Origin of the sequence: Streptomyces wedmorensis, assembly GCF_000716445.1 — a bacterium.
In the GTDB taxonomy this organism is placed as follows: domain Bacteria; phylum Actinomycetota; class Actinomycetes; order Streptomycetales; family Streptomycetaceae; genus Streptomyces; species Streptomyces wedmorensis.
In genome coordinates this window covers 1-11,113 of the sequence record NZ_JNWK01000108.1, presented here as the reverse complement: position 1 = coordinate 11,113, position 11,113 = coordinate 1, and the positions used below count along the sequence as shown (strand labels likewise).

Below are 11,113 nucleotides of genomic sequence, written 5' to 3'. Positions count from 1 at the left end.
GTCGTGACGACCGTGGTGGCGAGCGTCCGTCGTTCCGTCGGGACGAGCGGCCTTCGTACCAGCGGGATGACCGTCGGGACGACAGCCGTGGCGGTGGCTTCCGCCGTGACGACCGTGGCGGCGACAGCCGTGGCGGTGGCTTCCGTCGCGATGACCGTGGCGGCGACAACCGCGGTGGGTTCCGTCGGGACGACCGCGGTGGGGACAGCCGGGGTGGGTTCCGTGGGCGGGACGACCGTGGTGGCTACGGGCGGAGGGACGACCGTGGGGGTCGCGACTTCGACCGGGAGCGGAGTGACCGGGCGCCGATCAAGCGGCTGCCGATTCCGCCGGAGGTCACCGGTGAGGAGATCGACCCGGACGTGCGGCAGGAGCTGATGAGCCTGCCGAAGGGTCTGGCCGAGGAGGTCTCGCGCAACCTCGTCATGGTCGCGCAGCTGATCGACGAGGACCCGGAGCAGGCGTACGGGTACTCCAGGGTCGCACTGCGGCTCGCGTCCCGTGTGGCGGCCGTGCGTGAGGCGGCCGGGTTCGCGGCGTACGCCACGCAGAAGTACTCCGAGGCGCTGGCCGAGTTCCGGGCCGCGCGGCGGATGAGCGGTGGTGTCGAGCTGTGGCCCGTCATGGCCGACTGCGAGCGCGGCCTCGGCCGGCCCGAGCGGGCGTTGGCGATGGCCGGCGAGCCCGAGGTGCAGAAGCTGGACAAGGCCGGTCAGGTCGAGATGCGGCTCGTGGCCGCCGGCGCCCGCCGGGACATGGAGCAGCTCGACGCGGCGATCGTGACGCTGCAGAGCCCGGAGCTCGCCTCCAGCGCCGTTCACCCGTGGACCGCGCGCCTGCGGTACGCGTACGCCGACGCGCTGCTCGCCGCCGGCCGTGAGAACGAGGCGCGGGAGTGGTTCGCGAAGGCCCTGGAGTCCGACAAGGACGGCGCCACGGACGCGTCGGACCGGCTCGCCGAGATGGACGGTGTCGAGTTCGTCGACGCGTTCGACGAGTCCGACGACCTCGACGGCTCCGGTGACGTCGACGAGACCGACGACGTCGAGGCGTCGGCCGGCGTCGGTGCCGACGATGTCGAGCTCGACGATGACGAGGACGAGTTCGACGGCGACGATGTCGAGTTCGACGGCGACGAGGATGACGAGGACGACGAGGTCGAGGGCGAGCGCGGCGGCGACAAGGGCTGACGCGGTCGGACGATGAGAAGGGCGGCACCCCGTGGGGTGCCGCCCTTCTGCGTTGTGTGGGCGGTGTCAGTCGAGAGCGAGGCTTCGCAGGACCAGGCCGGTGGCGGGCTTCGGGCCGAAGGAGGTGGACTTGCGGGGCATGGTGACGCCCTGCCGGGCGAGGTCGCGGACGACGTCCTCGCGTACCGGGTGCATGAGGACGGCGGTGCCGCCGCGGCGTTCCGCCTGGGCGACGGCGGCCTGGGTGTCGTGGATGTAGGCGATGTCCTCGGGGGCGTCCGGGATGTGCCAGACGTGGTCCAGGAGGGTGGAGTGGAGGACGGTCGCGTCGAGGGTGCGCCAGGCGTGGGGGCGGTCGGTGCGGACGGTGCGCTCGAGGAGGGCGGGGTCGGGGCGGTCGACGAGGTGGAAGGCGCCGTCGCCGGCGAGGAGGAAGGCGTTGCCGTCGGCCGCGGCGGCCTCCAGGGCCTCCAGGGCGGCAGGGAGGGGCTGCTCGATGCGGCGTACCCGGAACGAGTCGCCGAGGGCCGCGAGGGCGTCGGCGACCGGGAGGCGGTTCAGGAGGCGGTGGATGGCGCGGACCCGGAGCGGGTAGCGGGCGGTGTCGATGAGGAGGACCAGGCCGTAGTTCCAGGGGCCGGGGGCGGTGTGCTCCTCGCGCAGGCGCAGATAGGTCGCCCAGCGGTGGTGCCCGTCGGCGATGAGGGCCTGGTGCCGGGCGAGGTCGCCTGCGACGGCGGCGAGTTCGGCGGGGTCGGTGACGGACCAGAGGCGGTGCCGGAAGCCGTCCTCGGTGGTCGTGGCGAGGAGGGGTTCGCGCAGGACGGTGCGTTCGATGACCGCGGCGGCGCCGCCGTCGTCGTCCCCGACGTAGGTGAGGAGCAGCGGCTCCAGGTTGGCGGCCGTGGTCCTCATGAGGGCGGCGCGGTCCTCGACGACGTGCGGCATGACGTCCTCGTGGGGCAGCACGACGCCCGCGTCCGGGGTGGAGAGCTCCAGGGCGCCGATGACGCCACGCTGGAGGATGCCGTCGCCTTGTTGCTCGTACACGTAGAGCGCGGGCTCGGGGTCCGGGGCGAGGATGCCGTCGGCGAGCCAGCGGTCGAGGGTGACGGCGGCCTTGCGGTGGCGGGTGCCGGCGGTGATGGCCTGCGGGAGGATCAGCCGGACGATGTTGTGAGGGTCGGCCGACTCCAGATGGAGGAGCCCGTCAGGTCGTACGACGACGTCGTAGGGAGGGGACGTCACGGCGGCGAGGCTGCCGACCCGCTCGGGGACGTAACGGAGTCCGCGGAACGGGGCCAGGCGCAGCCCTCCGGCGTCGTCGCGGACGTCGGCGGCCGCGTGACCTGAGGTGTTCATCTCGTCATCGTATGTGGGCGGTGGCCATGAGCGATGATCGGGGGAGCGGGGGAATTTCACCCGGTGATGTGAGGAGTGAGCGGTGACGGTGCGGATCGGCCAGGGACGGCGGGACGGCGGCGGGAGTCGTCCGGGCGGCAGCGCGGTGCCGTTGAGCGAGGCGTACGACACGGCCCTCCTGGATCTGGACGGTGTCGTGTACGCGGGCGGCGAGGCCGTGCCGTACGCCGTGGAGGCGCTCGGCGAGGCCCGGGGCGGTGGCATGCACCTGGCGTACGTCACGAACAACGCGCTGCGGACGCCGGAGGAGGTCGCGGCGCACCTGACCGAGCTCGGGGTGCCGGCGGAAGCCGGAGACGTGGTGACCTCCGCGCAGGCGGTGGCGCGGCTGATCGCGGACGACGTGCCGCCGGGGTCCCGGGTGCTCGTCGTCGGCGGCGACGGGCTGCGGGTGGCGCTGCGGGAGCGGGGCCTGGTGCCGGTGGAGTCGGCGGACGACGAGCCGGTGGCGGTCGTGCAGGGGTACGGCGGTCCGGGGATGCCGTGGGCGCGGTTCGCGGAGGCGGCGTACGCGGTGGGGCGCGGGGTGCCGTGGTACGCGTCGAACACGGACCTGACGATTCCCGGAGCGCGGGGGATCGGGCCAGGGAACGGGGCGGCGGTGGAGGTCGTGCGGATCGCGACGGGTGGCCGCGCCGAGCCGAAGGTCGCGGGGAAGCCGCTGCCGCCGATGCACCGGGAGACGGTGCTGCGGACGGGTGCGAAGCGGCCGCTGGTGGTCGGGGACCGGCTGGACACGGACATCGAGGGTGCGTTCAACGGCGGGGTGGACTCGCTGCTCGTCCTGACCGGGGTGACGGACGTGGCGCAGCTCCTGGCGGCGGTGCCGCAGCACCGGCCGACGTACGTCGCCGCCGATCTGCGGGGGCTGCTCGTGGGGCAGCCCGAGGTGGTCGTGGACGCGGACGGCGGGTGCGTGTGCGGCGGGTGGCGTGCTTCGGTCGGCGGCGGTGAGCTGGTCCTGGAGGGTGTGGGGGCCGGGGCGCCGGAGGGTACGGACGTGATGGACGCCGTGCGGGCGCTGTGCGGGGCCGCGTGGTCGGCGGCGGACGTGCCGGGGGCGGGCGTGCCGGACGCGGGGAAGGTGCTGGCGCGGCTGGGGGCGTGAGCTGCGGGGCGGGGCGAGTCGGGGAGGACCCGCAGCAGGAAAAGTTGGGTAGGCTAACCTAACTCTTTCTGGGTTGACGGACATCAGGAGCACGGGCATGGACGGTCGGCAGGGGCAGCGGCTGAGCGCGGAATCGGTCACCCTCGCGTACGAGCAGCGGGTCATCGCCCGTGATCTGTCCGTCGAGATCCCCGACAACTCCTTCACCGTCATCGTCGGGCCGAACGCCTGCGGCAAGTCCACCCTGCTGCGCGCCCTCTCCCGGATGCTGAAGCCCAGCACGGGCCGGGTCCTGCTCGACGGGCAGTCCATCCAGACGATGCCCGCCAAGAAGGTCGCCAAGACCCTCGGTCTGCTGCCGCAGACGTCCGTGGCCCCCGACGGCATCACCGTCTCCGACCTGGTGGCCCGCGGCCGCTACCCGCACCAGGGACTGCTGCGCCAGTGGTCCCCGGAGGACGAGCGGATCACCCGGGAGTCGATGGAGGCGACCGGCGTGGCCGAGCTGGCCGACCGGTACGTCGACGAGTTGTCCGGCGGTCAGCGCCAGCGCGTCTGGATCGCCATGGCGCTCGCCCAGCAGACCCCGCTGCTGCTGTTGGACGAGCCGACGACGTACCTCGACATCCAGCACCAGATCGATGTCCTCGACCTCTGCGCCGAGCTGCACGAGACGCAGGGCCGCACGCTCGTCGCCGTCCTGCACGACCTCAACCACGCGGCGCGGTACGCGACCCACCTCATCGCCGTCCGCGGGGGCGAGATCGTCGCCGAGGGCCCGCCGTCCGAGATCGTGACCGCCGAGCTCGTCGAGCGGGTCTTCGGGCTGCGCTGCCAGGTCATCGACGACCCGGAGACGGGGACGCCGCTGGTCGTGCCCGCCGGGCGGAAGGCACGCGCCCGGCGGGTGGTGCCGCAGGGGCAGGAGTCGATGGCCCAGGAGCCGACGGCCCAGGAGCCCGCGCTACAGCAGTGAGCGGAGCCTGATCAGGTCGCGGATGCCGGCCTCCAGCCTGACCCGGCCGGAGGCCCAGGCCTTCGCGAAGTTCAGCTCGCCGCCCACCATCGCCACCAGGTCGTCGCCGGACATCGCGAGCCGGATCTGCGCCTTGGCCGGTGGCGGGCCCTGCACGGTGTCCAGCACCTCGATCCGGCCGTCCGCGAGGCGGCCCGTGAAGGTGGTGTCGAGGTCCGTGATGTGGCAGCTCAGGGTGCGGTCGAGCGCGGCCGCGCCCCGCACGCCGTCGTCCGCCCGCGCGAGGTTGTCCGAAAGTCTGTCCAGTGCGCCGCGGCACTCCGTGATCGTCGCCATCGACGTCGACGGTACCCCAGGGCTTCGCGGTAGCGTCGGGGCATGAACGACGAGATGCCCGGCCTCGCCGACCGGGCCGCCGAGGAGCCGTACGAGCCCGCCGGACCCGCACCGCTCGGCCTGGACCGGGAGCTCACCGGGCACGCCCCCGTCGACGCCCACCTGGCGCGTCTCGCGGAGGTGGACCACCTCCCGGCGGACGGACACCTGGAGGTGTACGAGGATGTACACCGTGGGCTGCGCGCGGAGCTGACCTCGCTCGACGCGCACCCCGCCCCCCGTCCGTACGACAACAGGAGCTGAACCGAACGTGGCAGGAGTGGCACGCCGCCGTCTCGACGCCGAGCTGGTCCGGCGCAAACTCGCGCGCTCGCGCGAGCACGCCAGCCAGCTGATCGCCGCGGGCCGGGTGACCGTCGGCAAGACCGTCGCCACCAAGCCCGCCACCCAGGTGGAGACCGCCGCGGCCATCGTCGTCGTCCAGGACGACTCCGACCCCGACTACGTCTCGCGCGGCGGCCACAAGCTCGCCGGCGCCTTCGCGGCCTTCGTGCCGCAGGGGCTGCGGATCGAGGGCCGGCGTGCCCTCGACGCGGGAGCCTCCACCGGCGGTTTCACGGACGTCCTGCTGCGCGCGGGCGCCGCCCATGTCGTCGCCGTCGACGTCGGCTACGGGCAGCTCGCCTGGTCGCTGCAGAGCGACGAGCGTGTCACCGTGAAGGACCGCACGAACGTACGCGAGTTGACGCTCGACGCGATCGACGGGGTCCCGGTCGACCTCGTCGTCGGCGACCTGTCCTTCATCCCGCTCGGCCTCGTCCTGCCCGCGCTCGCGGCGTGCACGGCGCCCGACGCCGACCTCGTCCTCATGGTGAAGCCGCAGTTCGAAGTGGGCAAGGAGCGGCTCGGCACCGGCGGAGTCGTGCGGAGCACCGAACTCCGCGCCGACGCGGTGAAGAACGTGGCCCGGCGGGCCGCCGAACTCGGGCTCGGCGTCCTCGGCGTGACCGCCAGCCCCCTGCCCGGTCCCTCCGGCAACGTCGAGTACTTTCTGTGGCTGCGGGCGGGCGCGCCCGCGCTGGATCCGGCGGATGTCGACCGCGCCGTGGCGGAAGGACCTCGTTGAGCTCAACGGCAGCACCATCAGAGGCAACAACCCGTACCGTCTTCCTGCTCGCGCACACCGGCCGGCCGGCCGCGGTGCGCAGCGCCGAACTGGTCGTCCTGGGGCTGCTGCGCTGCGGCATCGGCGTCCGCGTCCTGGAGGCCGAGGCCTCGGACCTACCCCTGCCGCCGTCCGTGGAGAGGGTCCCGGAGGCCTGCTCCGACGCCCTCGACGGCTGTGAACTCCTCGTCGTCCTCGGCGGGGACGGCACGCTGCTGCGCGGCGCCGAGTTCTCCCGAGCCTCCGGCGTGCCGATGCTCGGGGTCAACCTGGGGCGCGTCGGCTTCCTCGCGGAAGCCGAGCGCGACGACCTCGACAAGGTCGTCGACCGGGTCGTGACGAAGGCGTACGAGGTCGAGGAGCGGATGACCCTCGACGTCGTCGTGTACGAGAACGGCGACGTCCTGTACCGCGACTGGGCGCTCAACGAGGCGGCCGTGCAGAAGGTGTCCCCGGAGCGGATGCTGGAGGTCGTCCTCGCGATCGACGGGCGCCCGGTGACCGGCTTCGGCTGCGACGGGGTGATCTGCGCGACACCGACGGGATCCACCGCGTACGCCTTCTCGGCCGGCGGGCCCGTCGTCTGGCCCGAGGTCGAGGCGCTGCTCATGGTCCCGATCGGAGCCCACGCGCTCTTCGCCAAGCCGCTGATCACCACCCCCCAGTCGGTCCTCGCGGTCGAGGTCGAGCCGCACACGCCCCACGGGGTGTTGTGGTGCGACGGGCGGCGGACCGTGGAGCTTCCCGCGGGTGCGCGCGTCGAGGTGCGGCGGGGCGCCGTGCCCGTCCGGCTGGCCCGGCTGCACCACGCCTCCTTCACGGACCGGCTGGTCGCCAAGTTCGCCCTGCCGGTATCGGGCTGGCGGGGCGCGCCGCACTGACCTGACGCACTCCGGGACGTCGAACGATCGGCGCACCGGAGGGTTACGCGCGGGGGCGATGTCGCGTCGGACCGGGGAAACCTCGTATGGTCTGGGGCGTGCTGGAGGAGATGCGGATACGGTCGCTCGGGGTCATCGACGACGCGGTGGTCGAGCTGTCGCCCGGCTTCACCGCGGTGACCGGTGAGACCGGTGCGGGCAAGACCATGGTCGTGACCAGCCTGGGGCTGCTGCTCGGCGGCCGGGCCGATCCGGCCCTGGTGCGGATCGGGGCGGCGTCGGCCGTCGTCGAGGGGCGGATCAGCGTGCCCGCGGGCGCGCCCGCCGCCGTACGCGCCGAAGAGGCCGGGGCGGAGCTCGACGAGGGCGTGCTGCTCGTCAGCCGTACGGTCTCCGCCGAGGGACGCTCACGCGCCCACCTCGGCGGGCGTTCCGTGCCCGTCGGGCTGCTCGCCGAACTCGCCGACGAACTCGTCGCCGTCCACGGCCAGACCGACCAGCAGGGCCTGCTCAAGCCGGCCCGGCAGCGCGGCGCGCTCGACCGGTACGCGGGCGAGGCCGTCTCCGTGCCGCTCGGCGCCTACGCGGACGCGTACAAGCGGCTGCGGGCCGTCACCGGCGAGCTGGAGGAGATCACCACCCGGGCCAGGGAACGCGCCCAGGAGGCCGATCTGTTGCGCTTCGGGCTCGGCGAGATCGAGGCCGTCGCCCCGCTGCCCGGAGAGGACGCCGAACTCGCCGCCGAGGCCGAGCGGCTCGGGCACGCCGAGGCCCTCGCCTCCGCGGCCGCGCTCGCGCACGGCGCGCTGGCCGGCAACCCCGAGGACCCCGAGTCCGTCGACGCCACCACGCTCGTCGCGGGCGCGGGCCGGGCCCTGGAAGCCGTACGGTCGCACGATCCGGCCCTCGCCGCGCTCGCCGACCGGATGGGGGAGATCTCCATCCTCCTCGGCGACGTGGCCACCGAACTCGCCGGGTACGCCGACGACCTGGACGCCGACCCGCTGCGGCTCGCCGCCGTCGAGGAACGGCGCGCCGCCCTCACCCAGCTCACCCGGAAGTACGGCGAGGACATCGCCGCCGTGCTGGCCTGGGCGGAGGAGAGCGCGGGCCGGCTCGGAGAGCTCGACGGCGACGACGACCGCATCGAGGAGCTGACCGCCGAGCGGGACCGGCTGCGCGACGAGCTGTCCGTCCTCGCACAGCGGCTCACCGACGCCCGCACGGAGGCGGCCGACCGGTTCGCCGACGCGGTCACCGCCGAACTCGCGTCGCTCGCCATGCCCCACGCGCGCGTGTCGTTCGACATCAGCCAGACCGAGGACCCGGAGGGCGTGGAGGTCGGCGGCCGCCGGGTCGCCTACGGTCCGTCCGGGGCCGACGAGGTCGAGCTGCTGCTCGCCCCGCACCCCGGCGCCCCGCCGCGCCCGATCGCCAAGGGCGCGTCCGGCGGTGAACTGTCCCGGGTGATGCTCGCCGTCGAGGTCGTCTTCGCCGGGGTCGACCCGGTGCCGACGTACCTCTTCGACGAGGTCGACGCGGGCGTCGGCGGCAAGGCGGCCGTCGAGATCGGCCGCCGGCTCGCCAAGCTGGCCAGGACCGCGCAGGTCGTGGTCGTCACCCACCTCCCGCAGGTCGCGGCCTTCGCCGACCGGCAGCTGCTCGTCGAGAAGACCAACGACGGCTCCGTCACCCGCTCCGGCGTCACCGTCCTGGAAGGCGAGGAGCGGGTGCGCGAGCTGTCCCGGATGCTCGCCGGCCAGGAGGACTCCGAGACGGCCAGGGCACACGCCGAGGAGCTGCTCGCGACGGCCCGGGCGGACGCGTGACGCGTGTCCCCGGACGGATCGGCACCTTCGCCGCCGCCTTCGGCGCGACCCGGCTCGCGTACGGGCAGCTGAGGCGGCGGCCGCCGGGGAACCCCCACAACTGGCTGCGGACCAACCACGCGGGTCGTCCGGTGCTCCTCCAGGCCGGTCCGGCCTGCGCGTTCGGCTCGGCCGCCGCCGTCCTGCCCGCGGCCCCGGCAGCGGCCCTGGCCGTCGCCGCCGCGGCCGTGTGCGGTCGGTACGACGACCTGCGCGGCGACCACCGGCGCGGCTTCCGGGCACATCTGGCGGCGCTGCGGGACGGCGAGGTCACCAGCGGGGCCGTCAAGCTCTTCGGCGTCGGCGCCGCGTCGCTGCTCGCGGGGGCCCTCCTCAAGGAGAAGTCCGTGGACAAGGTCCTCGCCGGAGTCGTCATCGCCGGCACCGCGCACCTGGTGAACCTCGTGGACGTACGCCCGGGGCGGGCCGGTCTGACCGTGCTGGCGCTCGGCGCGCCCGGGCTGCTGCGCGGGTCTCTCGCCGCCGCGCCGATGGGCGCGGCCGCGGCGGTCCTCGGCGACGACCTCGGCGAGGTCGCCATGCTCGGCGACACGGGCGCGCACGCGCTCGGCGCCGCCGTCGGTGGCGCCATCGCCGCCGGGAACGGGCGGCTCGGACTCGCCGCGCACGCGGCCGGGCTGGTCGCGGCGGCCGTGTGGAGTGAGCGGCGCACCAGGGGGGAGTGAGGCGGGTCTTCGCGCGCTCACCCGAGTGGGTGAACCCATGAGGTGAGTCCGTACGCCGGACGCGTTCCGCACAAGGGAACGACGTCACTTCGGTGCCGGAACGTGCGTACGGTCAGGGGCGCGTACTGGCATCCTAGGGCGCGTGACACAGCTCCGTACGGTCCAAGTGCTGGGCGGCGGCAGCGCGGGCAGCAGCGCGCACGTCCGATCACTTGCCTCGGGGCTGGTGGCGAGGGGTGTGCGGGTGACCGTGTGCGCCCCGGCCGGACACGACCGCCTCTACGACTACCTCGGCGCCGGCGCGCACTTCGTACCGCTGCCCCGCCTCGGCGACCCCGCGGCCGTCACCGCGCTCCGCAACGCCTCCATCGGCGCCGACGTGGTCCACGCGCACGGGCTGCAGGCGTCCGTACGGGCCGCGCTCGCGCTGACCGGCGGCGGCCACGCGCCCCTGGTGACCACCTGGCACAGCCGCAGCCACCTCGACGGGGCGCAGGGCGGGTTGCAGCGGCTCCTGGAGCGCCGGACCGTGCGCGCCGCCGCCGTCGTCCTCGCCACCTCCTCCGAACTCGTCGACCGGGCCCGGCGAAGCGGCGCCCGGGACGCCCGGCTCGCCCCCGTCACCGTGCCCGCCGCCCGCGGCCCCGTCTGCCTCCACGACGGCAAGGCCCGGGCCGAACTCGGCGCCGTCGACCGGCCCCTGCTCATGGCCGTCGGGGCGCTCGAACGAGGCCGGGGATACCGGACGCTGCTCGACGCGGCGCGGGAATGGCGCGACCTCGACCCGCAGCCGCTGCTCGTCATCGCCGGGGAAGGGCGCGAACGGGCCTTCCTCCAGCGGCGGATCGCGGCAGAAGGGCTCGCCGTGCGGCTCATCGGGCGTCGCGAGGACGTCGCCGAGCTCCTCGCCGCGGCGGACGTCGCCGTCCTCCCCTCCCGGTGGGAGGCCCGCTCCCTGCTCGCCCAGGAAGCCCTCCGGCTCGGCGTGCCCCTCGTCGCGACGGCCGTCGGCGGCGTGCCGGAACTCGTCGGCGACGCGGCGGAGTTGGTGCCGTACGGCGACGCGGCGGCGCTCGCGCGCGCGGTCCGGCTGCTGCTCGAGGACGTCGAGCGGCGGATGGACCTCGGGGCGGCGGGGAGGGTGCAGGCGGGGTCGTGGCCCACGGAGGACGAGACCGTGGCGCACGTCTTGAGCGTCTACGACGAACTGGCGTACCGCTAGCTTCCCGGCCGGGAGCTCCCGAGCCCCTCCCTGGGCCCGCCCCTGCCTGGGCTGTCGCCCTCCCCCGTGGGACCCGCCGCCTGGGCTGTCGCCCACCTCTGTGGGACCCGCGCCCGGGTGGGCCTTCGGCTGCTGTCGTGTGGGCTGCCACGCCGCACCTCCGTGTGGGCAATCGTCCCGCTGGGGCGGGACGGGTGGGCACACGGGACGGCGCGCTTGGCGGCGCCTCCGCCCCTTGTGCCTGGACCCGCGCCGATAC

General features: G+C 74.4%; 11 protein-coding genes. 9 read left to right on the top strand and 2 right to left on the bottom strand.

Annotated features, from left to right (window positions below; genetic code table 11):
* Window positions 1-362 precede the first annotated feature (362 nt).
* Complete coding sequence (locus tag OO54_RS40055; RefSeq protein WP_033212460.1) at window positions 363-1,190, top strand: tetratricopeptide repeat protein; 828 nt, start codon at window positions 363-365, stop codon at window positions 1,188-1,190.
* A gap of 66 nt (window positions 1,191-1,256) precedes the next feature.
* Here the strand turns inward: OO54_RS40055 and OO54_RS40050 are convergent, their stop codons facing one another.
* The gene (locus OO54_RS40050; RefSeq protein WP_033212458.1) at window positions 1,257-2,552 is read right to left on the bottom strand and encodes a DUF1015 domain-containing protein; all 1,296 of its coding nucleotides are present in this window, start codon (window positions 2,550-2,552) and stop codon (window positions 1,257-1,259) included.
* Window positions 2,553-2,634: 82 nt separating this feature from the next.
* On the opposite strand from OO54_RS40050, the gene OO54_RS40045 reads away from it, so the two are divergent.
* Window positions 2,635-3,720, top strand: coding sequence for an HAD hydrolase-like protein (locus OO54_RS40045; protein ID WP_200146626.1), 1,086 nt, complete (start codon window positions 2,635-2,637; stop codon window positions 3,718-3,720).
* Window positions 3,721-3,817: 97 nt separating this feature from the next.
* Window positions 3,818-4,696, top strand: a complete 879-nt coding sequence (locus OO54_RS40040) for an ABC transporter ATP-binding protein (RefSeq protein ID WP_033212456.1) — start codon at window positions 3,818-3,820, stop codon at window positions 4,694-4,696.
* Here OO54_RS40040 and OO54_RS40035 read toward each other — a convergent pair.
* Window positions 4,685-5,032, bottom strand: coding sequence for an SCP2 sterol-binding domain-containing protein (locus OO54_RS40035; protein WP_033212454.1), 348 nt, complete (start codon window positions 5,030-5,032; stop codon window positions 4,685-4,687). The two genes, OO54_RS40040 and OO54_RS40035, sit on opposite strands and share 12 nt — an antisense overlap.
* Before the next feature lie 42 nt (window positions 5,033-5,074).
* Between OO54_RS40035 and OO54_RS40030 the strand changes: the two genes are divergently transcribed.
* The 6 genes from OO54_RS40030 (at window position 5,075) to OO54_RS40005 (ending at window position 10,854) form a co-directional block, all read left to right on the top strand.
* Window positions 5,075-5,335, top strand: coding sequence for a hypothetical protein (locus tag OO54_RS40030; protein WP_033212451.1), 261 nt, complete (start codon window positions 5,075-5,077; stop codon window positions 5,333-5,335).
* A gap of 7 nt (window positions 5,336-5,342) precedes the next feature.
* Window positions 5,343-6,158 (top strand): TlyA family RNA methyltransferase, encoded by an 816-nt coding sequence (locus OO54_RS40025; RefSeq protein WP_017241530.1) that lies wholly within the window; start codon window positions 5,343-5,345, stop codon window positions 6,156-6,158.
* A complete protein-coding gene (locus OO54_RS40020) occupies window positions 6,155-7,078 on the top strand; it encodes an NAD kinase (RefSeq protein ID WP_017241531.1) in 924 nt (307 codons plus the stop codon). Before OO54_RS40025 ends, OO54_RS40020 begins: the two co-directional genes overlap by 4 nt.
* Window positions 7,079-7,164: 86 nt before the next feature.
* Window positions 7,165-8,907 (top strand): DNA repair protein RecN, encoded by a 1,743-nt coding sequence (gene recN / locus OO54_RS40015; RefSeq protein ID WP_033212448.1) that lies wholly within the window; start codon window positions 7,165-7,167, stop codon window positions 8,905-8,907.
* Entirely contained in the window at window positions 8,904-9,632 is a 729-nt protein-coding gene (locus tag OO54_RS40010) for a hypothetical protein (RefSeq protein WP_033212446.1), read from the top strand. Before recN ends, OO54_RS40010 begins: the two co-directional genes overlap by 4 nt.
* Window positions 9,633-9,774: 142 nt before the next feature.
* Window positions 9,775-10,854: a glycosyltransferase family 4 protein gene (locus OO54_RS40005; protein ID WP_078905612.1), complete on the top strand. Its 1,080-nt coding sequence runs from the start codon at window positions 9,775-9,777 to the stop codon at window positions 10,852-10,854.
* Window positions 10,855-11,113: the final 259 nt, after the last annotated feature.